Genomic DNA, 20,772 nt, shown 5'->3' on the forward strand with positions numbered 1-20,772 from the left:
GCATATATAATGAAGGGAGATTTACTATGAAACTTAATTTTGAGTATGGACAGGGAACCATGGCGGCTGAGCTGCCGGACAATACTGATGTATTTATTCCAGGAGAGACTGTAAAAGATCCGGCTTACATTCCGGAAGATCAGCTTGAGGCTGCTTATCTGGAAAGCCTGGCTCATCCTATTGGAATGCCTACTTTAACAGAACTGGCAGGACCTGGAAAAACAGTTACTATCGTTGTTCCGGACCGTGTAAAAGGCGGAGAGCAGGCTACCAGCCACAGAAAATTAAGTATTAAATATATTTTAAAAGAATTATATGCTGCAGGTATTGAAAAGAAAGATATTCTTTTTATTATTTCCAATGGACTTCATCCAAGAAGTACAGAAGCAGATGCAAAAGCTATCTTTGGCGAAGAATTATTCAATGAATTCTGGCATACAGGACAGATTATCAGCCATGACAGTGAAGATCAGGAACATATGATATATCTTGGAACCACTCACAGAGGTGATCCGGTGTACATGAATAAATATGTATTTGAATGTGATATTCCAATTCTTATCGGTCATGTACAGGGAAATCCTTATGGCGGATATTCAGGTGGATACAAACACAGTGCAACAGGTATCACTAACTGGAGATGTATCGCAAGTCATCATGTACCGTCTGTTATGCACAGAGATGATTTTACACCGGTTAATGGTGGAAGTCTGATGCGTAACAAGTTTGATGAGATCAGTATGCATATGGAAGAAAAAATGGGACATCCTTTCTTCTGCTGTGATGCAGTACTGGACACACAGTCCAGACAGATCGCAATCTACTCAGGCTATGCAAAGGAAATGATGCCGATCAGCTGGAAACTTGCTGATAAGAGAACTTACGTACACTGGGCAGAAAAGAAATATGATGTACTTGTATTTGGTATGCCACAGAAATTCCATTATGGTGATGGAATGGGAACCAACCCAATTATGATGATGCAGGCTTTAAGTGCACAGGTACTTCGATTTAAGAGAGTTATGAGCGATAACTGTGTAATTATCTGTGCATCTACTTGCAATGGATATTTTCATGATGAGCGCTGGCCATACTTAAGAGAATTATATGATCTGTTCCAGCACGATCATATGAATATTCTGCCGGATATGAACCGCCTTGGTGAGTACTTTGCTACAAATGAGGAGTATATCCGCAAATATCGTTATACAAATGCGTTCCATCCATTCCATGGTTTCTCCATGATGTCCTGCGGACACATTGCAGAAATGAACACCAGTGCTATTTATATTGTAGGCGCTGAGGAACCGGGATATGCAAGAGGAATGGGATTAAAAACAAGAGCTACATTTGAAGAAGCACTGGAAGATGCCAAGAAGAAATATGTTGGTCAGGAACCAAATATTCTGGCACTGCCAATGACATTCAAAAAAGCAGCTGTACATCTTTGCATGAAAGATCCTGCACAGGATTGTATGGATGAATATGGACATCGTCATCCATGTTGCTGTTAATGGGCGGAACATCATATTATTATTGTAGGGTATAGTATTTATAATATAAAGCATCCCTGTCCAGATCCAGTTCCATGTTTCGGACAGGGATGCTTTTCTATAATATCAACAGAGGGAGAAACTGGATTATGAAAGAAAATACAGCTTTAAGAAAAAGAATTTTGGCAGCATTGTTTCTTGCAATCGGACTGATTCTTCCGTTTATTACAATGCAGATACCGGCAGTGGGAAAGATGCTTTGCCCGATGCATATACCGGTATTGTTATGTGGATATATCTGCGGATGGCCGTATGGCCTACTTATCGGAATCATTACACCTCTTTTGCGTGGCATTTTGTTTGGGATGCCAGCGATCTTTCCCAATGCGGTATGTATGGCATTTGAGCTTGCTACTTATGGATTTGTAGTGGGAATTTTGTCAGAAAAGATGAACAGGGATATAAAATCACTGTATATCTCGCTCATAACAGCGATGCTGTGCGGAAGGATTGTATGGGGACTGGTTTCTGCTGTGGTATATGCGCTTACAGGTGGAATTTTTACATGGAAATTGTTTTTAATGGGTGCATTTATAAATGCATTGCCGGGAATTGTTATTCAGCTTGTTCTGATTCCGGCACTGGTTGAACGCTTATGTTATATGGAAGGAGCGTTAGAATGGAATTAAAAGCACACTGTAAGGAAAGGTTTGAACCAGTGGTTCAGGCAGTCAGACAACTGCTGGAAGAAAAGAGCGGATCAGAGGAGACACTGCTTGTTGCAATTGATGGAAGATGCGGCAGTGGAAAAACTACGCTGGGAAAATATCTGAAACAGATATTTGACTGTAATTTGTTTCAAATGGATGATTTTTTTCTGCGTATGGAACAGCGTACACCGGAGAGACTGAAAGAACCTGGAGGAAATGTAGATTATGAACGTTTTGAAGAAACGGTACTCAGACCGGTTCTTCAGAAACAGACGGTTTGGTATCAGCCGTTTAGTTGTCAGAAATGGGGGCTGTTGGAAGCATATCCTGTTTCTTACAAAAAACTTAATATTATAGAGGGTTCCTATAGTATGCATCCATACTTTAAGAACCCTTATCATATTCGTGTCTTTTTAAATATTTCTCCGGAAGACCAGATTGAAAATATAAAAAAACGTAATGGTCTGGAAAAGGCAAAACAGTTTCAGAATATGTGGATTCCGAAAGAAGAGGCCTATTTTGAAAAATTTCATGTGATAGATGATGCAATACAAATTATGTGGGACCTGAAATCTGAAAAATAAAATCCTATTCTATCAGAGAAACTTCAAGCTGGTATGTTTTCTCCTTTCCAGGTGCCAGCGAGAGGATACCGTGTTTGTGTGCCAGAATATCATCATCCTGATGGAAAATGGCAGAACCGTTCCAAGGCTCCAGACAGAGAAATGGAGCCTTTCCTCCGATTGGTGTCCAGATCGCAAGGGATTCAAAATCAGGATAGTACATAGATACACCTTTTCCTGTGGATGAATTTAAGAAAGAAACGCGGTGTGAATTCGTGCATTCAAAGAAAACAGCATCCTGATCAAACATTGAAATTGTAAGCGGAAGTGTATTGCCGACTGCTTTTTGGGATACTTTATGGTTCATATCAAATTCTAAATTTTTCAGATTATATTCATAAGAAGTAAACGCTTCTTCTTTTTCAAATCTAAGAATACAATTCTCGATATTTTCTCCATCACTGACAGGAAGCATAAATCCAGGATGTGCACCAATGTGATAGTACATAAATTCGGAATCGTTGTTTATGATTTTATAATTCATAGACAGAGTGCTGCCGTTCAGAGTATAAGTCAGATACAGTTCAAAAGAATAAGGATAATGTTTTAAGGTTTCATCATTTGCTTTTAATAGAAAAGTGGCGGAGTTTTCGGTCTGTTCAGTTACTTCAAATTCAGATTCTTTACAGAAACCATGTTTGGGCATCTGGTAAATATGATCTTTGATAACAGTTTCTCCATTACGGACATTTCCAACAACAGGAAAAAGAAGGGGAGAAGACCGAAGCCAGTAAGCCGGATCAGAATTCCATATATATTCCTTTCCGGCCGGATTGGAATAGGACTTTAATTCGGCTCCAAGCGTGTTCAAAAGTACATGATAATCGTTGGACTGTAATTCAATTTGCATAGTAAAACCCTCCATAATAAATAGAAATAGTATATTGCTGCCGGTAAAGAAAAAATAGCTAAGATAAGCGTATCATAAAAAAACGGCAATGGAATCAAAATTTAGACAAACGTTTGTTTTTTTGTTGTCAGAAACGACTACAGATACTTTGTTAAATAATGGAAAAGTGTCTGTTAAACGTCTGGAAACTCTATTGTTTTTTGAAAATTCGGGTGTTATACTGCACGCGACGACTGAAAAAACAAGAATATCTTATGATTGAAAAGGAGTCTAATTATTATGAAAAGAAAATTAATAGCAGGTCTTTTAACAGCACTTTCAATGACTATGGTTTGTCCGTTGGCTTATGCGTCTACAGATCATTATATGGACAGCAGCGTGGTTGGTGCTGATTCCGGATGGTCTGACTGGGATGCTGCCTGGGAAGAAACAGCGACAGATTTTACAAAGGTATCTCTTACACCGGGTGCTGATGCTACCCAGTTGAACTTTGCATGGTACAGCGAAAAAGGTGACAGTGATGCAACACCTGTAGTTCATTTTGGAACAGATAAAGATAATCTTGAAACATTCGAAGGAACCGCAGGTGATGTAGATCAGAGCCTTACCGGAGATACTGCGTATGAATATAATCATGTAACAGTTACCGGTCTGGAACCAAATACAACATATTACTATACAGTTGAGAAGAATGGTGAACAGACAGAGGTATGTGAATATAAAACACAGGGTACAGATTCTGTAAAGATTCTCTATGTAGGTGACCCGCAGATCGGTGCTTCCAAAGGTCAGACACAGAATGGAGCAGAGCTTACCAATGAGTCAGGTGCGGCAAACAAAGCAGCAGAGAATGATGGTTTTTCATGGAATCGTACTTTGAATACAGCACTTACAGAAAATCCGGATATCAACTTTGTGATCTCTGCAGGTGACCAGGTTAACAAAACAGGTGAAGCAAAAGAGGAAGAGTATGCTTCTTACTTAAGTGCGGATGCTCTGAAGGGACTTGCAGTGGCAACTACAATTGGTAACCACGATTCTCTGAATGAGGATTATATGTATCACTTTAATAATCCGAATAATACAGATAATGGTAAAACTCAGGCTGGTGGAGATTATTATTACAGTTATGGAGAGGGACTCTTCATTGTTTTAAATACCAACAATTATAATGTAGCAGAGCATCAGAAAACAATTGAAGAAGCTGTCAAAGCTTATCCGGATGCAAAATGGAGAATTGTAACGATTCATCAGGATATTTACGGATCAGGTCTTGACCATTCTGATACAGATGGTATGATTCTCCGTACACAGCTTACTCCGGTATTTGATGAAAATGATATTGATGTTGTTCTTCAGGGACATGATCATACATACAGCCGTTCCAAAATGCTCTATGGTGACGGACAGACTCATGGAAAATATGAGTTCAGTCTGAATGAAGATGGAACAGATTATGACTGGGATCATGCTACAAATGTAGATACACAGGAACAGATCGCACTTGCTCCGGAAGAAGGAGATACAGATGCACAGGCGGCACTGGATGCATTCCATCAGGACAACGACTGCTATACAATCGAGGATGTTGACGGAGATACAGTTACAGACCCAAAAGGAATCCTGTATATGACAGCAAACTCCGCTTCCGGTTCCAAATATTATGAGCTTCTTTCTACTCAGCAGGATTATGTGGCAGCCCGCAGCCAGAACTGGCTTCCAAGCTATTCTGTTATTACCATGACTGCAGATACATTCTCTATTGAGACTTATCAGATTACAGATGATGGTAAAGTTGAATCAATTGATGATGCATTTACAATCCAGAAAACAGATGCAGGTGCAGATTCATCTGATGCATCCACAGACACCACAGACACTTCTGCAGACACCACAGACAGTGTTTCTGAAGAAACAGCTTCCTCAGATAATACAGATGCATCCACAGATAATGCAGACGCTTCCGCAGATGCAGCAGCTGAAACATCTGAGAATTAAAAGCAGGGTCTGAGAAATCAACTCCATGAAAAATACAAAATTTACCGGGCTGCTTACTAAAAAGAAAACAGTCCGGTATCTTATTTATCTTTTACTTGTCTGTGTGTTCGCTGTTTTCGTCATTAAATTGAATCAGGTGGAAAAAACAGAACTGGTGGTCCGGACAGGACAGACATTTGAGAAAGCAAAAGTAGTGAAAGTACTTGAGGATAATCTTCAGGAAAACGGAACCCGTGTAGGGGAACAGAAGGTACGGGTTCATATGTTCACAGGTGAACGAAAAGGACAGGACCTTGATATTACAAGCAGTTCCGGATATCTTTTTGGTGCAGCATGTAAACCGGGAATGAGAGTCATTGTTATGCAGAGCGTTGCGGGTGATTCTACAGTTGCCAGTGTTTATACCCAGGACAGAGAAGGCGTTATTTATATATTTGCTCTTATCTATCTGCTGGCGCTTTGTCTGATAGGCGGAAAACAGGGAATCAAGGGATGCCTTGGGCTGATTTTTACATTTTTCTGTGTGATTTTTGTTTATCTTCCGCTGGTATATCTGAAATTTTCACTGTTCTGGACGGCAGTATTTGTATGTTTTATTACTACACTGGTTACCATGTATCTGATCGGAGGTCCGACGAGGAAAACATGTGCAGCGACATTGGGAACTCTTGCCGGAGTTGTCCTTGCTGGGATTTCTGCATGGTGTTTCAGCAAAGCTTCCGGGATTTCCGGTTTCAATGTTTCGGATATTGAGATTCTGATGACTCTCTGGAATACAAATCGTATTCAGGTTGGAGGATTGCTTTTATCCGGATTGCTGATCTCATGTCTGGGGGCAGTTATGGATGTAGCCATGTCCATCAGCAGTGCTATTGATGAGATTTACAGACAGAATACTTCTTTGACTCGAAAAGAACTCTTTAAAGCCGGGCTGCGTGTAGGCAGAGATATGATGGGAACGGACAGCAATACGCTTATCCTGGCATTTGCAGGAAGCAGTGTAAGTACGCTTCTTCTTGATTATTCCTATGATCTTCCGTATCAGCAGATCATTAATTCAAATAATATTGGCATAGCGATCATGCAGGGGCTGGCGGGAAGTTTTGGGATTGTACTTTCTGTACCGTTTACGGTGCTGATCTGTACAGTGCTTTTTCATAAGAGTAAATAATCAGTAATTATTCAGCAGTCCACTATTTCGGAGATTTTTTTGCGTCTGCATACTCGAATCTGCATTCTACGCGATTTGTACATTGTTTTCGAAATAACTATACCACTCACTTGGCTGCGAATTCGATTGCACAGATAAAAAAGCCTCAGCGTAGCTAGTTTACGGGAAAAAGTACTGATAAGGGAAGAAAACAAGATATGTATAACAAACAGGTGCAGGTCACATATTTATGACCTGCACCTGTTTGTGTATATATTGGTAAATATTACCGTATTCTTTTCTTTATCATTGGTCCGATGATCATGGCGATTACCATTTTTACCAGGTCGGCCGGGATAAATGGGATTACGCAGACTGCAAGAGCTGCTTTGAAGGTGTAATCTGCAACTATGCAGAACCATATGGTTCCGAAAAGGTAGCATACAATCGTTCCGACGATCATACCGATAAGTTGTACCCAAGGTTTATGGCAGTTATCTATTACCAGTCCGGCAATGACAGCCATGACGATAAAACCGATGATATATCCGCCTGTAGGACCTGCCAGTTTTGCAGGACCGCCTGTGAAACCGGAAAATACCGGAAGACCAACGAGTCCAAGCAGAAGATAGATCAGATAACTGATTGTTCCTCTTTTCCATCCGAGAAGATACAGGGACAGGTAGATTGCCAGGTTCGTAAATGAGATAGGAACCGGACCGATCGGAATGGACAGTGGGGCAAGAATGCAGGTAACCGCAGCCATCAGTGCGGTCATGGTTATTTCGTAGGTTTTGCTGCGAGGTGCAGTAATGCTTTGTGTCTGGTTCATGTCAGAGAGTTCTCCTTTTGAAATTTTTTAGTCGGGCGGATAAAATCATCCGCACTTGGTTAAATATGGTTTGTGTATGATCATGCGGACTCGATTTCATAAGTAAATCCTGCATCCGTGATAGTTTTCAGAGTATCTTCGATGCCCTGACCGCCTTCTGTCAGATAACCTGAGGCGAAGATGGAGTCAACAACACTGAGCAGTTTCTTTTCTTCACCTTTAAAATAAACTTCTCTTCCGGCAGCACAGCGGATATCTGCTTTTGGTACAAGAAGTCTTGCAAGGCAGAGGACTTTCATGCAGTATTCTGTTGTCAGAATGGAGATATCAGCATCTCCCAGAGGAGTTCCTTTGATTGGCAGGAGGAAGTTGATCGGTAATGCTTCCGGCTGGATTTCGCGCAGTTCGAGAAGCATATCAACTACATCTTCTTTGCTTTCACCCATACCAATGATACCGCCGCTGCAGATTTCAAATCCCAGTCCCTGAAGCATGTGGATATTCTGTACACGCTGTTCAAAAGTATGTGTACTGCAGATGTTGTGGTAATAGGACCGGCTGCTGTTCAGATTGTGTTTTATTCGGTCAAGACCAGCTTCTTTTAGCATTTTAGCCTGTTTCTCTGTCAGAAATCCGATGGAGCAGCAGAGATGTGTTCCGTGCTCTTTCATCTTACGAATCCGGCGGGCAAGTTCTTCGATTTCTTTATCTGTAAATTTCATACCGCTCAGGCCGATACAGTGTCTGGATAAATGATAATCATTTACGAAATCATTATCCTGATACAGTTTATCTTCATCTACCCATTTGTATTTATCAATATCTGCAGTAGAACGACAGGACTGTGCGCAGTAAGCGCAATCCTGAGAACAGTTTCCGCTGCGTGCGTTGGTAAGAATATGAATGCTTACACGATTTCCCTTATATTTATATCGTAAACTCTTTGCACGATCGATCAGTGCATCGATTTCCTCATTCGGAGTATTTAAAATAGCAATTGCATCCTCTCTGGAAAGAACAGGTGCCTCTTTTTCATATAATTCGGAATTCATAGTAGTACCTTCCTGTGATTTTTTGTACGGGTATCACTTTAACATATAAAAGTGTGAATTGTTAACTTAAATTTGAAACTGGTTTACAATTAATATCTGGCGGGAAGATAGAAAAAACAGCGGATTGCTTATCAGATAAGCAGTCTGCTGTTTTTTTGAATTCTTTGTATTGACTTTTTATTTCTGTGCGCCGTGGTAAGTAGAATCACCTAATCCGAGGATCAGTATGAAGATTGGTGATAAGAAAATAAGACCGATTGCAAATCCGGTTCCTTTTCCAAAAGCTTTAGCCAATTTTACGCTGTACATGATGCTGATGATTTCTGCAATGATACGAAGCAGGGAAACAATAGCAAGGATCATTGTGTTGTTGCCATTCGGAGTAGCAAGACCGCTTACACAAGAAGCAACGATCCTAAAATAAAAGGAAAATGTGAAGAAATTGTGAAATTAGCACTCGTCTCTTGACAGTGCTAATAATGCGTGTTATATTACATACAGAACAAAGGAAGGGGAACAAAAAGAGAACAAAGAAATAAGTTCTATGAGATTCCTGATCACCTAAGTTCCAAAGAAACAAGGTAAAGATGCATAATTAAAAGCTCAGAAGATGAGCGGTATGAAAAAAGGAGAGATGACTTATGTTGATGCCTAGTATTTTTGGAGAAAATTTATTTGATGACTTTTTTGGAGATTTCCCATTTTATTATGATAAAGGTATGAAAGATGTAGAGAAGAAACTCTACGGACGTAGAGCCAGCCACGTAATGAAAACAGATATCAAGGAAACTGATAAAGGTTACGAACTGGTTGTAGATCTTCCGGGATTCACGAAAGATGAGGTTAAGGCTGATCTGGAGAATGGTTATTTGACCATCAGTGCAGAGAAAGGTCTGGACAAAGATGAGCAGGAGAAAGAAACCGGACGTTATATCCGCAGAGAACGTTATGCAGGTGCCTGCAGCCGTAGCTTCTATGTAGGTAAAGAAGTACATCAGGACGACATCAAAGCAGAATTCAAACATGGTATCCTGACATTATTCGTTCCGAAGAAGGAAGCAAAACCAGCAGTGGAACAGAAGCACAGCATCTCCATTGAAGGATAATAGATTAAATTACAGCAACGGGAGGTCAATCTTTTGGCTTCCCGTTGTTTTTAAAAGAAGGTGATGATATTGAAAAGAGACTATTATGAAGTTCTGGGCGTGAGCAGAAACGCAGATGCAGCAGCAATCAAAAAAGCATACAGAAAACTGGCCAAGAAATATCATCCGGACAGCAATGAGGGAAATGCTACAGCCGCAGAACGGTTTAAGGAAGTAAATGAAGCCTATGATGTTCTGAGTGATGAAAAGAAACGTAAATTGTATGATCAGTTTGGTCATGCTGCTTTTGAAGAAGGCGCCGGCAATTACGGCGGAGCTCAGGGAAATCCGTTCGGCAGCGGATTTGGCGGCAGCCAGGGAAATCCGTTTGGCGGCGGTTTCCAGGGATCATATAGTGACGGAAACGGATATCATGAATTCCATTTTGAGAATGGCGAAGACATGGATGATATTCTGAAGAACATCTTTGGCGGTGGATTTAAGAAGAGTAAATCATCCGGTGGATTTGGAGGAAGCGGATTCGGTACTGGTGGTTTCCATGGAAGTGGCTTTGGCGGTTTTGGCAGCGGAAGCAATGGTTTCGGCAGTGGATTTGGCAGTGGCGGAAGTGATTTCCACAGTCAAGGATTTGGAGGCCCTTATAGCAGTAAGGGTGAGGATCTTCATGCAGATGTTACTGTAAGTTTTGATGAAGCAGCTTTCGGCGGAAAGAAGGTTATCCGTCTGCAGAGCAGCAACGGTGGTGTCCAGAATTATGAAGTCAATATTCCAGCAGGTATTGAATCTGGTAAATCTATCAGGCTTAAGGGAAAAGGACACCCTGGAATCGGCGGCGGAGAAGCTGGTGATCTGCTTCTGAAAGTTAATGTCCAGGATAAACCGGGATATAGACGTGAGGGCAGAGATGTTTATACAACAGTAAATATTCCATTTACGACAGCAGTATTTGGCGGTGAAGCGAAAGTTCATACGATTTATGGAGATGTTCTTTGTAATATCAAACCTGGAACACAGTCCGGAACTAAGATCCGTCTGAGAGGTAAGGGTATTGTTGCAATGAACAATCCATCTGTACATGGCGATGAATATGCAACAGTACAGATTGAGGTTCCGACAAACCTGACACCAGATGCAAGACGGAAACTGAAAGAATTCGAACAGGAATGTAATGGAAGCCGCAGGAGCCGTGGATTTGGCAGCGGGAGTGCGGCGTGAAGAATAATAAGGAATGCTTTTGAGCATATAGTGAAAAAGTTTTATATAGAGACGAAAAGGATACATGCATAATAAAATGAGATGCATGTATCCTTTTGTTGTATTGGGGAAAATATTTATCTGGGTTCCTTACCATCTCGGAAGAGCATCATCATTTCCTTCGTTAAACTGATATTATTACCCTGATCCGGAATTTTGTCACGTTCTATCCACTGAGCCATGGAAAGTTCTTCGTGGTCTACGGTGAGTGTGTCGTCACCGTCTACATCGCAGAAGAATCCAAACAGCAGAGAGCCGCTGAAGGACCATGGCTGACTCTTGTAATAGCGAAGATTCTTAACTTTTAATCCGACTTCTTCCATTACTTCCCGGTGTACAGTTTCTTCAATTGTTTCTCCAATTTCTGCGAAACCTGCGATCAGAGCGTAACGTTTGAATCTGCGTCCTTCATATTTGGAAAGAATAATCTTATCTCCGTTTGTGATTCCCACGATAACAGCAGGGCACAGAACCGGGTATTCGTGATTGCCGCAGGATGGGCATTCCATCATACGTTCCTTCTGGCTGTGGACCATTGGCTTTCCACAGCAGCCGCAGTACTGGCGTTTGTTGTACCATTGAAATAATTGATGCCCGGTGATTCCTGCGAATGCCAGATGCTGCGGATGAGCGGTACGCAGGACACGTACATCCTGAAATTCATAATCCGGAAGCAATGAGGTATCAAGATCTGGAATCAGATAGAAGCGTTGCTCATCGACGGAGAAGAGGTAAATATAATTGGTATAAAGATCATCAATTTTTCCCTCTAATTCCTGGAAATGTGGAAACGTGATCGCTTCTTCACGTTTCTGTTGTGGAAGAAGGATACGGCCTTTTTCGTAAGCGAGAATGAAACTGTTTTTGTCCGGTGCAGATGGTTTATATTCATTATGGTAAGTGTGGGGTGCGATATCCTGAATCATAGTGTAGATGTCCTTTTCTTTAAAATTAGAAATATATTAGAGCATATTTGAAAAAGGCTTTCTGCAAAATCTTCCATAAAGTGGGGCGTGCAGATTGCAGGAATGATTTTCAAACACACTCTAGTGTACCGACAAGTTGATTCTTGAAATAATCTTGCAGGATAAATTTTTTATTTCAAGGCGGAGGAAGGAGGCGTAGCGGTGGCTACGGCGACTGACGACAACGCGGAAATAAAAAACTTAGACGCGAGATTGTTCAAGAAATCAACTTGTTGGTACACTAGGAAGAGCAACTGGTTATATCCTGATCATGCAGATAAGTTGGCCCTTAATTTATCTGGTGATATATGAAGCTTTTGTAACAGCTTAACCAAAATATGAGCAGATAATAAGAAGATGGGTATCAACTTATTATCTGCTCATAGTATATGCCAGTGATTTTATAAAAGCAAGGGACAAAAATGTCTTGCAGAATGTTATCAATAAATAAAGGCATAATGATCCTAGTACATCGAATATTAAGTAACCGCCATATTGACTTGTCTGATTTTTCATATGCCGCGTTGTCGTCAATCGCCGTAGCCACCGCTACGCCTCATTCCTCCGCCTTGCATATGAGAAAATCATCCTGCGTCAATATAGCAGATACTTAATATTCGATGTACTAGAAACAGATGCTGATAAAAAAGGTTCAGCAAATTATTTCTCGATCGGGAAAACAACTGTAAGCAACATCTTGAAATCTTCCTGTGCATATACAGCGTGCGGGATAGTAGCAGGCATGATCAAGGTTTCACCAGCATTTACCAGGTGTTCTTTTCCACCTACAGTGAATTTACCTGTTCCTTCCAGAACGTAAACCATAGCATCACCTTTGGAATCATGGGTGCTGATCTCTTCGCCTTTGGAGAAAGCGAATAAGGTAAGGCTTACGTATGGATTCTGAGCCAGAGTTTTGCTCACGATCTGACCGTCCTGTGCAGATACCTGGGATGCGAGATTTAATACTTCTTCGTGTTTAATATTCTTAATAAACTCCATGGTTAAATTCCTCCTGTGATTACTTAACTTTCTGCCATAAAGTATATCACAGCATGCCAGAAAAATGCGTTATTATAACAACATATTTTAGAAAATATCTGGATTTTTACTTCTGTGTCCGGCACAGGGAGATTCCTGCTTTGGGTATTGAGAGGTGTATGCTGAGAACCAAGGGGACAGTAATTACAAAAATAATAAGTTACCAAAAAAATAAAAAAGCATATTGTACTCTGGAAAGATGAATGGTATAATCAGTTATAAAGATTGGTAATACCAAAAAGGGAAATGAGTAATACTTCAAGGAGGGCTTTTACAGTTATGGGATATGTGAAATGGAGTTATGACACATTAAATACTTTTTGCCATGATGTATTTCGTAAGTTTGGTTTCAATGAGGAACAGACCAATATTATCAAAGATGTTTTACTTACTGCAGATCTGTATGGGATTGAGAGTCACGGTATGCAGAGAATGGTGAGATATGATAAAGGAATTGAGAAAGGTACGATCCATCCGGATGCGGAACCGGAGATTGTATTTGAGACACCTGTATCGGCAGTAATTGACGGACATGATGGAATGGGACAGCTGATCAGTTATTTTGCAATGGAGAAAGCCATAGAAAAGGCGAAGAAAACAGGTGTTGGATTTGTTTCAGTAAGAAATTCCAATCATTTTGGTATTGCTGGATATTATGCAGAAATGGCTTCTAAACAGGGGCTGCTTGGTATGGCATGTACCAATTCAGAAGCCATTATGGTGCCTACTTTTGGACGAAAAGCAATGCTGGGTTCTAATCCGATCGCAGTAGCAATGCCGGCTGAACCGTATCCTTTCCTTTTTGACTGTTCCACAACAGTGGTGACCAGAGGAAAACTGGAAATGTACAATAAATCGGGCAAACCGCTTCCGAAAGGCTGGGCTCTTGGTGCTGACGGAAAGGAGAGCACAGACGCACCGGATGTTCTGGCAAATATTGTCGGTAAGAAGGGCGGCGGAATTATGCCGCTGGGTGGAAATAAAGAAGCAACTGGCAGCCATAAAGGTTATGGATATGGAATGCTCTGTGAAATTTTCAGTTCTATTTTTTCTATGGGTGTTACTTCTGATAAATGCTGTACCTTTAAGGATAGAAACGGTACCTGCCATGGATTTGCAGCAATTGATCCTGCGATTTTTGGAAATGCTGAGGATATCAAAGCGCACTTTTCAGAATTTCTGGAAACACTTCGCCAGAGTCCGAAGGCGGAAGGGGCAGAGCAGATTTATACTCATGGTGAGAAGGAAATTCTGGCAGAGAAAGAACGCAGGGAGAATGGTATACCGGTAAATGATAATACTATGGTTGAGCTTGCAAATCTCTGCGATTATCTGAAGATAGATTTTGGTTCTTATTTCAAAGATTATGAGCTGCCGAAAGACAGTAAGTTTTTCAGTGGAAATTATTGATGAAACCATCATGCTGATAACCATTAACTATAGAATATAAAATTTATAAAATAACTTTTTTTGAGACGCCCGCTTATCAGTATGTGGAGATAAAAAAGAGACTGCATGATTCAGAGGTTGTTTGTAAGAGTAATGAGTTACAGACAGAATCTGATGTGCAGTCTCTTTATTTTTTGACCACAGGAGAGTATTCTGCAGTGTTCACGAAAAAGTCCTTCGGGAAGAAAAGGATATTAATGTTCGCTCTCTTCTTTGTGCTTTCGCGAGTTCATATCATCATTATCGGTCATGAGATATTTGCGGATGGCAAAGAGAACTGCAATACTCAGCACGCCGATCAGGGTTTCGACTGATCCAAGATGTTCGACTACCATTTGTCTGGCTGTTGCGAACATTAAGACTTCTACAACTGTCTGTGCGGAATGCTGGCAGAGCATTTTTACAAACTCGACACCGACTACCAGAGATAATGCCTGAGAGAGGAAACTGGTGAAGAATTCTGTATCCATAGAGGAAACAGAAGTGCCTGCAATTTCCATGATCAGACGGACACCTGCCAATGCAATTACTACCAGGATGACGATAGAGAGTGCGATTTCTACGTAGCGTGAAATATTGTAAATAATACCGTTAAAATGTTTACGGATGTTGTGGTTTACCTGTCTTTTGGGGCTCATAGATAGTGAGTCCTTTCTTAATATAAGTAATCTTTGTTTACATAGCCGTATCTGCCAAGTTTTGTTGAATAAACATACCAGTACTGTGCATCAGTTGAATCAATAACCTGAACAGTTTCACCGGAATACAATTCACCAATTTCATTGGAAGTATCATAAGCTTTTGCGGAACGCAGAGCCAGATATCCGGTAGCAACACTGACTGTTTTGGTAGGATATGTGTTGGAATATGTGGCAGTTCCTCCTGACAGATAATCTTTGTTTACATAACCATATTTATTCAGTTTTGGAGAATAAACATACCAGTACTGAGGGTCGCTACTGTCAGAAACAGTTACAGTGTCGCCAGTGTATAATTCTCCGATTTCATTGGAAGAATCATAAGCCTTTGCAGAACGCAGAGCCAGATAGCCTTTGCTTACGATGACAGTTCTTGTATCGCCGGAAGTGCTTTGAGTACTGGTTCCGCTGCCATTGTAATATAAATAGTCTTTATTTACGTAGCCGGACTTTCCAAGCTTTGGAGAATAAACATACCAGTATTGTGAGTCACTGCTGTCAGAAACAGTTACAGTGTCGCCGGTATATAACTCACCAATCTCGTTGGAAGAATCGTAAGCTTTTGCGGAACGCAGAGCCAGATAACCCTTGCTTACGCGGACAGTGTAGGATCCTGATGCAGGTGCTGCTGACTGACCGGAAAGGTAAATCAGATAATTATTATTTACATATCCGGACTTGCCAAGTTTTGGAGAATAAACGTACCAGTAATCGCTGGTAGTATAATCTGTGACTTCAACTGTATCACCGGAATAAAGTTCACCAATTTCATTAGAGGAATCATATGCCATAGCATTACGCAGGGCCAGATAACCTTTGCTTACGCTTACCTGATAGGTGTCAGAAGCCATGACATCCTGAGAACTGCCTGGTACGGATACAGCAGCAACTGCAGCTGCGAGCATCATTGGAATTACAATACTTTTTCTTTTCTTCATAAGTAAAACCTCCTTCTGTTATGAATAGATCTTTTTTGATATCTATAGATTGTTATTTCTTTTATATGATGTCAGGGTCAAAAAGTATACTGCCCCTGTTATCATTATATTTAATGAGCATCGGATTCCGAAGAGGTACCGTTATTATAATAATCATAAATTGTCCGGCTCAGAGAACCGATCGTGTTCTGAGCGGAACCTGCGCTGGAAAGATTCTGGGACATAAATACGATGACCAGATCATTAGGCGCATCATAGATGATTCCTGCATCATTTTCCACGTTATCAAGTTCACCTGTTTTGTTGGCAGTTTTAACTCCTGACGGAAGCTGAGACGGGATTTTGTTCTGGCGCGTCTGAGCTTTGAGCAGGTTGTACATGTCTGTGGCATGGGCGTAGGTGGATTCCTCTTCTTTATAGATTTCCATAAGAAAATGTCCGCAGTCTCCTACAGAGGTATAATTGTCATCCTGAGCATTGCTTGCCAGAAGCATACGTCCCATATGGGTTTTTGTATAACCATGTGCTTGACAGAAACCGTCCACTGCCTGTCTGCCTGCAGTGGAGTCGCCGCCTCCCAGGTAAGTGGTCAGGGTGTTGGCAGCGTCGTTGTCACTGACTGTGATCATGGAATACAGGTTGGAATCTACGGAATCTTTACCATATTGACTGATGATCTGGTCGTAATTTTCATAGATGGCACCCATGATGTAAAGTTTGATCAGACTGGCTGCCTGCATAGTCTGGTCATTGATGCTTCCCTCTGTTTCGTTGAGAAGATCAGAGATGAAAACTGCCCAGCTGCCATTGTCAGCTGGAAGCTGTCCCTGTACCTGATTCAGGATGGTCTGAAGTGCTTCATCAGTGACCGGTTCTGCAGATGTGGAAGTTCCACCAAATACGCTGTCAGAATTCTCGGAAGATGGAGAAAGAGTACCCTCTCCTGAAGTAGTCTGTTCCTGTTCCGGCGCTGGTTCTGCGGTCTGTTCCTGAGTCTGTCCTGGTGCTGGTTCCGGTCTGTTTTCAGCTGCATAACTGCTGGTTACAGGAGCCACAAGAAGGCTGGCAGAGAGCAGAGGAAGCAAAAGTTTTTTAAATTTCATTGTGTTCACCGCCTGTTAGATAATTGTAGATATTGGGTAATATTCAGCAGTCTGGTGTGAAGGTACTGAACGATTACGATATTAAAATTATACCGTGTTTGGACCGGGGTTACAAGTGTATCGAGACCAGTTCGTAAATTATTTTTCGTCATACAAGGGCTTTTTTGATGAAGAGTTTCCGGGTTTGGAGAATTGTTATAGTGTAGAGCTGCGTAGAGAAGTGGATGATTTTATTCCTTTGATTCAAATCAGGTAAGGCCTATGCTTCAATTTTGAGAAACAAGGAGCAATGGCTGGGGACTGTCCTGACTTAGAATCGAGAACTGTTGGAAAAATATGTATTCATACAAATTGTAGGAATACAGGTATAGAAATTCCGCATATCTGATTATATCTTTTGAAATATACAAATGATACAATAAAACCATCGAAAACAGGATAAAGAACGACATTTTAACTAAATAAATATGGAAATATGGGGGTATTTCCGAAACGATATGAGGAGGTAGATCATATGTTAACACCAAAACAGAATATGTTGGAAGTAATAAAAGGCGGTAATCCTGACAGATTTGTCAATCAGTATGAAGCAGTACAGCTTCTTTTCCATCCGTTTATGTTTGCGAATCCGCTGCTTCAGCCTGGACAGGAAAATGTAGTAAATGCATGGGGCGTAACCAACACTTTCCCGAAAGGGGTTCCTGGTTCTTTTCCGGTACATACTCCGGATAAAATCGTAGTTAAGGATATTGAGGACTGGAAAGATTATGTACATGCCCCGTCTCTGAAATTTACTCAGGATCAGTGGGATATGGTGAAAGCTCAGTATGATGCAGTTGACGGAGAACAGGCATTTAAGGCGGCTTTCGTTGCACCGGGATTATTTGAGCAGACCCATCATCTGTGTGAGATCAGTAATGCGCTGGTTTATTACATTACTAATCCGGATGAAATGCATGATCTGATCAAATATCTTACCGAGTGGGAATTGGAACTGGCAGAAGGCATCTGCTCTAATCTTCATCCTGATGCATTGTTCCATCATGATGACTGGGGCGGACTGGACAGCACATTTATGAGTCCGGCAATGTTTGATGAATTCTTACTTGAACCATATAAAGAAATTTATGGATATTATCACAGTCATGGTGTGGAATTGGTTATCCATCATTCAGACAGTTATGCAGCAACATTAGTTCCATCTATGATTGAGATGGGAATCGATGTATGGCAGGGATGTATGGAAACTAATAATCTGCCGGAACTGATTAAGAAATATGGTGGAAAGATCAGTTTTATGGGTGGTATTGAAAACCGGGCAGTTGACTTCGAAGGATGGACAGATGAGAACTGTGATGCAGTTGTTCGTCGTGTCTGCGAAGAATGTGGAAATAAATACTTTATTCCATGTATTGCTCAGGGTGGTCCTGGTTCTGTTTATCCGGGAGTTTATAAATCTCTCTGCGATTCTATTGACAAGTTGAATGAAGAGAAATTTGGTATTAAAGCATCTGAGTCTACAAGACTTCCGTGGCAGATTATGTTCTGATTTTTCATTGCCAGTGGAAAGCAGGAAGTTAAATATCTGTTTGATGTGTAGATGAGATTTTGAGTGCGGCAGAAGATGATGCTATGGAGGTGTTTGAGAAATGATTATTATTGGGGAAAAAATTAATGGCTCTATTCCGATCGTTGCAGAAGCGATTGCGAAAAGAGATTCAGAATTTATTAAAGCGAGAGCAAAGCTTCAGGCAGACAGCGGAGCTACTTATATTGATTGTTGTGCTTCTGTTCCGGAAGCTGAGGAAATGGAAACTCTGAAATGGATGATCGACTGTATCCAGGAAGTTACGGATCTTCCGATTTCCATTGACAGCCCGAGTCCGGATGTTCTGGCACAGGCATACAAATTCTGCAAGAAACCTGGAATTTTTAACTCTGTATCAGGAGAGGGACATAAAATTGATACAATCTTCCCGATTATGGCAGAGCCGGGAAATGAAGGATGGCAGGTTATTGCTTTACTGAGTGATAATACAGGTATTCCGAAATGTGCAGCAGACCGTCTGAAAGTTTTTGACAAGATCATGGCGAAAGCAAAGGAGTATGGAATTGCTCCGAACAGAATTCATATTGATCCGCTGGTTGAGATGCTTTGTACTTCTGAGGATGGTATTGCAACGAATATTGAGACGATCACAAGTGTACGTGAGCAGTATCCGTCTATTCATATCACAGCGGCAATCAGTAATATTTCCTTTAATCTGCCGGTTCGTAAACTGATCAATTATGGTTTCCTGGTTCTGGCAATGAATGCAGGACTGGACAGTGGAATCATGGATCCGACAAATAAGGATATGCTTGGGCTTGTTTATGCAACAGAGGCACTGCTTGGTCTGGATGATTACTGTATGGAATATATCGGGGCTTACAGAGAGGGTTTGATCGGTACAGCAAAGAAAAAATAAGCTTCCTGTTTGTTGGTGATGTTCTGCAAAACGTATTGCAGGAGATTTGGTGAACAGTAATGAAGTCATTAGATAGAATATGAGAATAGAAATTCAGAAAAATGTTAGGAGGATTTGATTATGTCTAAGATAAATGAAGTTGCTGAATTAGTAGAAAAAGGAAAAGCGAAATTAGTAGGACCTGCAGTTCAGGAAGCGATTGATGAGGGTGATGATCCGGTTGCAATCCTGAATGATGGTATGATCAGTGCGATGTCTATTGTTGGTGATAAATTTAAAAATGGTGAGATTTTTGTTCCGGAGATGCTGGTTGCAGCTCGTGCCATGAAGAAAGGTGTTGAAGTTCTGAAACCGCATCTGGCAACTGGTTCTACTGGTGCACTGGGTAAAGTTATCATTGCGACTGTTTCAGGTGACCTTCATGATATTGGTAAGAACCTGGTTGCTATGATGATCGAGAGTGCTGGTTTTGAGGTTATTGACCTTGGAGTTGATGTTCCGGCGGCTAAGATCATTGAGTGCTATAAAGAAAATCCGGATGTTAAGATCATTGCACTTTCTGCTTTGCTGACAACTACTATGCCGGCTCTGAAAGAAACTGTTGAGGCTTTGAATGCGGCTGATTTCAGAGGTAATATTAAAGTTATGGTTGGCGGTGCACCGATCACTGAGGCATTTGCTGAAGAAATAGGAGCTGACGGATATTCTGATGATGCGGCTAGTGCGGCTTCACTGGCTAAGAAGCTGGCAGCGGCTTAAACCTGAGCGACGATTATTGTGGGTATAAGTATAACATGAAAATATAATGGGGAGGGACTGCTCTGTGGAGTGGTCCTTTTGCGTATTTTGGAATTTCTTTTCGGGTGGTATAATGGAGAAAGAGGGACGCTCAGAAAAATATTTTATTTCATGTGCGGTTTCGGGTCTAAGACCCCTGCAAATGCACATGAAATAAAATATTTTTCTGAGCTGGGTATTGGTTTCGCGAGTGGGTGAATGAGATGCGAAGCAGTTGTTGGATGTGAGCTAACAGATAGGTGAA

General features: G+C 41.1%; 20 protein-coding genes and 1 pseudogene. 12 read left to right on the plus strand and 9 right to left on the minus strand.

The genetic code is table 11. From position 1 onward, the window contains the following. The first annotated feature begins 26 nt into the window (after window positions 1–26). From ACTNES_RS02645 to ACTNES_RS02655, 3 genes are all read left to right on the plus strand, one after another. On the plus strand, window positions 27–1,514 hold the full coding sequence (locus ACTNES_RS02645; RefSeq protein ID WP_320813049.1) for a lactate racemase domain-containing protein: 1,488 nt from the start codon (window positions 27–29) through the stop codon (window positions 1,512–1,514). Window positions 1,515–1,642: 128 nt separating this feature from the next. After that, window positions 1,643–2,182, plus strand: coding sequence for an ECF transporter S component (locus ACTNES_RS02650; protein WP_291815101.1), 540 nt, complete (start codon window positions 1,643–1,645; stop codon window positions 2,180–2,182). Further along, window positions 2,173–2,787, plus strand: a complete 615-nt coding sequence (locus ACTNES_RS02655; RefSeq protein WP_291815103.1) for a shikimate kinase — start codon at window positions 2,173–2,175, stop codon at window positions 2,785–2,787. Before ACTNES_RS02650 ends, ACTNES_RS02655 begins: the two co-directional genes overlap by 10 nt. A gap of 4 nt (window positions 2,788–2,791) precedes the next feature. On the opposite strand, the gene ACTNES_RS02660 is transcribed toward ACTNES_RS02655, so the two are convergent. Beyond that, window positions 2,792–3,676: an aldose 1-epimerase family protein gene (locus tag ACTNES_RS02660; RefSeq protein WP_291815105.1), complete on the minus strand. Its 885-nt coding sequence runs from the start codon at window positions 3,674–3,676 to the stop codon at window positions 2,792–2,794. A gap of 279 nt (window positions 3,677–3,955) precedes the next feature. Between ACTNES_RS02660 and ACTNES_RS02665 the strand changes: the two genes are divergently transcribed. After that, complete coding sequence (locus ACTNES_RS02665; protein ID WP_300334964.1) at window positions 3,956–5,674, plus strand: purple acid phosphatase family protein; 1,719 nt, start codon at window positions 3,956–3,958, stop codon at window positions 5,672–5,674. Between the two features lie 25 nt (window positions 5,675–5,699). Continuing rightward, entirely contained in the window at window positions 5,700–6,845 is a 1,146-nt protein-coding gene (locus ACTNES_RS02670) for a YibE/F family protein (RefSeq protein WP_320813048.1), read from the plus strand. Window positions 6,846–7,110: 265 nt separating this feature from the next. On the opposite strand, the gene ACTNES_RS02675 is transcribed toward ACTNES_RS02670, so the two are convergent. From ACTNES_RS02675 to ACTNES_RS02685, 3 genes are all read right to left on the minus strand, one after another. Continuing rightward, window positions 7,111–7,656 (minus strand): biotin transporter BioY, encoded by a 546-nt coding sequence (locus ACTNES_RS02675; RefSeq protein ID WP_300334963.1) that lies wholly within the window; start codon window positions 7,654–7,656, stop codon window positions 7,111–7,113. An 80-nt stretch (window positions 7,657–7,736) separates the two neighbouring features. Further along, window positions 7,737–8,708: a biotin synthase BioB gene (bioB, locus tag ACTNES_RS02680; protein ID WP_291815116.1), complete on the minus strand. Its 972-nt coding sequence runs from the start codon at window positions 8,706–8,708 to the stop codon at window positions 7,737–7,739. A 177-nt stretch (window positions 8,709–8,885) separates the two neighbouring features. After that, window positions 8,886–9,071: a DUF5684 domain-containing protein gene (locus ACTNES_RS02685; RefSeq protein ID WP_291815119.1), complete on the minus strand. Its 186-nt coding sequence runs from the start codon at window positions 9,069–9,071 to the stop codon at window positions 8,886–8,888. A 278-nt stretch (window positions 9,072–9,349) separates the two neighbouring features. On the opposite strand from ACTNES_RS02685, the gene ACTNES_RS02690 reads away from it, so the two are divergent. Both ACTNES_RS02690 and ACTNES_RS02695 read left to right on the plus strand, forming a co-directional pair. Continuing rightward, window positions 9,350–9,814, plus strand: a complete 465-nt coding sequence (locus ACTNES_RS02690) for an Hsp20/alpha crystallin family protein (protein WP_441038465.1) — start codon at window positions 9,350–9,352, stop codon at window positions 9,812–9,814. Between the two features lie 66 nt (window positions 9,815–9,880). After that, on the plus strand, window positions 9,881–11,029 hold the full coding sequence (locus ACTNES_RS02695; RefSeq protein ID WP_330636045.1) for a DnaJ C-terminal domain-containing protein: 1,149 nt from the start codon (window positions 9,881–9,883) through the stop codon (window positions 11,027–11,029). A gap of 116 nt (window positions 11,030–11,145) precedes the next feature. Here ACTNES_RS02695 and nudC read toward each other — a convergent pair whose 3' ends face one another. Then, complete coding sequence (nudC, locus tag ACTNES_RS02700; RefSeq protein ID WP_291807397.1) at window positions 11,146–11,994, minus strand: NAD(+) diphosphatase; 849 nt, start codon at window positions 11,992–11,994, stop codon at window positions 11,146–11,148. Between the two features lie 57 nt (window positions 11,995–12,051). On the opposite strand from nudC, the pseudogene ACTNES_RS02705 reads away from it, so the two are divergent. Beyond that, window positions 12,052–12,141: pseudogene (locus ACTNES_RS02705) on the plus strand (DUF6783 domain-containing protein); the annotation flags it as partial. 552 nt (window positions 12,142–12,693) lie between these two features. On the opposite strand, the gene ACTNES_RS02710 reads toward ACTNES_RS02705, so the two are convergent. Further along, the gene (locus tag ACTNES_RS02710) at window positions 12,694–13,035 is read right to left on the minus strand and encodes a cupin domain-containing protein (protein ID WP_291807394.1); all 342 of its coding nucleotides are present in this window, start codon (window positions 13,033–13,035) and stop codon (window positions 12,694–12,696) included. A 318-nt stretch (window positions 13,036–13,353) separates the two neighbouring features. On the opposite strand from ACTNES_RS02710, the gene ACTNES_RS02715 reads away from it, so the two are divergent. Beyond that, window positions 13,354–14,484, plus strand: coding sequence for an Ldh family oxidoreductase (locus ACTNES_RS02715; RefSeq protein WP_291807391.1), 1,131 nt, complete (start codon window positions 13,354–13,356; stop codon window positions 14,482–14,484). 233 nt (window positions 14,485–14,717) lie between these two features. Here the strand turns inward: ACTNES_RS02715 and ACTNES_RS02720 are convergent, their stop codons facing one another. The 3 genes from ACTNES_RS02720 to ACTNES_RS02730 all read right to left on the minus strand — a co-directional run bounded on the left by ACTNES_RS02720 (window position 14,718) and on the right by ACTNES_RS02730 (window position 17,262). After that, window positions 14,718–15,161, minus strand: coding sequence for a transporter (locus ACTNES_RS02720; protein ID WP_216460903.1), 444 nt, complete (start codon window positions 15,159–15,161; stop codon window positions 14,718–14,720). 17 nt (window positions 15,162–15,178) lie between these two features. After that, a complete protein-coding gene (locus ACTNES_RS02725) occupies window positions 15,179–16,159 on the minus strand; it encodes an SH3 domain-containing protein (protein WP_253292559.1) in 981 nt (326 codons plus the stop codon). 110 nt (window positions 16,160–16,269) lie between these two features. After that, the gene (locus ACTNES_RS02730; protein ID WP_291816950.1) at window positions 16,270–17,262 is read right to left on the minus strand and encodes a serine hydrolase; all 993 of its coding nucleotides are present in this window, start codon (window positions 17,260–17,262) and stop codon (window positions 16,270–16,272) included. A 514-nt stretch (window positions 17,263–17,776) separates the two neighbouring features. Here ACTNES_RS02730 and ACTNES_RS02735 point away from each other — a divergent pair. The 3 genes from ACTNES_RS02735 (at window position 17,777) to ACTNES_RS02745 (ending at window position 20,489) form a co-directional block, all read left to right on the plus strand. Next, window positions 17,777–18,811: a uroporphyrinogen decarboxylase family protein gene (locus ACTNES_RS02735; protein ID WP_216460905.1), complete on the plus strand. Its 1,035-nt coding sequence runs from the start codon at window positions 17,777–17,779 to the stop codon at window positions 18,809–18,811. 100 nt (window positions 18,812–18,911) lie between these two features. Beyond that, window positions 18,912–19,730, plus strand: a complete 819-nt coding sequence (locus tag ACTNES_RS02740; RefSeq protein ID WP_441038466.1) for a methyltetrahydrofolate cobalamin methyltransferase — start codon at window positions 18,912–18,914, stop codon at window positions 19,728–19,730. 120 nt (window positions 19,731–19,850) lie between these two features. Continuing rightward, entirely contained in the window at window positions 19,851–20,489 is a 639-nt protein-coding gene (locus ACTNES_RS02745; protein ID WP_291807377.1) for a corrinoid protein, read from the plus strand. The last annotated feature ends 283 nt before the right edge of the window (window positions 20,490–20,772 follow it).

The sequence above is a fragment of the Blautia sp. HCP3S3_D9 genome (genome assembly GCF_052063845.1).
Lineage (GTDB): Bacteria > Bacillota > Clostridia > Lachnospirales > Lachnospiraceae > Blautia_A.

What these genes read in the sequence shown, in the direction of transcription:
- ACTNES_RS02655 (WP_291815103.1), top strand. Translation starts at nt 2,173, where the DNA reads ATGGAATTAAAAGCACACTGTAAGGAAAGGTTTGAACCAGTGGTTCAG.
- bioB (WP_291815116.1), bottom strand. Translation starts at nt 8,708, where the DNA reads ATGAATTCCGAATTATATGAAAAAGAGGCACCTGTTCTTTCCAGAGAG.
- ACTNES_RS02650 (WP_291815101.1), top strand. Translation starts at nt 1,643, where the DNA reads ATGAAAGAAAATACAGCTTTAAGAAAAAGAATTTTGGCAGCATTGTTT.
- ACTNES_RS02685 (WP_291815119.1), bottom strand. Translation starts at nt 9,071, where the DNA reads ATGATCCTTGCTATTGTTTCCCTGCTTCGTATCATTGCAGAAATCATC.
- ACTNES_RS02730 (WP_291816950.1), bottom strand. Translation starts at nt 17,262, where the DNA reads ATGAAATTTAAAAAACTTTTGCTTCCTCTGCTCTCTGCCAGCCTTCTT.
- ACTNES_RS02665 (WP_300334964.1), top strand. Translation starts at nt 3,956, where the DNA reads ATGAAAAGAAAATTAATAGCAGGTCTTTTAACAGCACTTTCAATGACT.
- ACTNES_RS02740 (WP_441038466.1), top strand. Translation starts at nt 18,912, where the DNA reads ATGATTATTATTGGGGAAAAAATTAATGGCTCTATTCCGATCGTTGCA.
- ACTNES_RS02645 (WP_320813049.1), top strand. Translation starts at nt 27, where the DNA reads ATGAAACTTAATTTTGAGTATGGACAGGGAACCATGGCGGCTGAGCTG.
- ACTNES_RS02710 (WP_291807394.1), bottom strand. Translation starts at nt 13,035, where the DNA reads ATGGAGTTTATTAAGAATATTAAACACGAAGAAGTATTAAATCTCGCA.
- ACTNES_RS02660 (WP_291815105.1), bottom strand. Translation starts at nt 3,676, where the DNA reads ATGCAAATTGAATTACAGTCCAACGATTATCATGTACTTTTGAACACG.
- ACTNES_RS02735 (WP_216460905.1), top strand. Translation starts at nt 17,777, where the DNA reads ATGTTAACACCAAAACAGAATATGTTGGAAGTAATAAAAGGCGGTAAT.
- ACTNES_RS02690 (WP_441038465.1), top strand. Translation starts at nt 9,350, where the DNA reads ATGTTGATGCCTAGTATTTTTGGAGAAAATTTATTTGATGACTTTTTT.
- nudC (WP_291807397.1), bottom strand. Translation starts at nt 11,994, where the DNA reads ATGATTCAGGATATCGCACCCCACACTTACCATAATGAATATAAACCA.
- ACTNES_RS02670 (WP_320813048.1), top strand. Translation starts at nt 5,700, where the DNA reads ATGAAAAATACAAAATTTACCGGGCTGCTTACTAAAAAGAAAACAGTC.
- ACTNES_RS02745 (WP_291807377.1), top strand. Translation starts at nt 19,851, where the DNA reads ATGTCTAAGATAAATGAAGTTGCTGAATTAGTAGAAAAAGGAAAAGCG.
- ACTNES_RS02675 (WP_300334963.1), bottom strand. Translation starts at nt 7,656, where the DNA reads ATGAACCAGACACAAAGCATTACTGCACCTCGCAGCAAAACCTACGAA.
- ACTNES_RS02715 (WP_291807391.1), top strand. Translation starts at nt 13,354, where the DNA reads ATGGGATATGTGAAATGGAGTTATGACACATTAAATACTTTTTGCCAT.
- ACTNES_RS02725 (WP_253292559.1), bottom strand. Translation starts at nt 16,159, where the DNA reads ATGAAGAAAAGAAAAAGTATTGTAATTCCAATGATGCTCGCAGCTGCA.
- ACTNES_RS02720 (WP_216460903.1), bottom strand. Translation starts at nt 15,161, where the DNA reads ATGAGCCCCAAAAGACAGGTAAACCACAACATCCGTAAACATTTTAAC.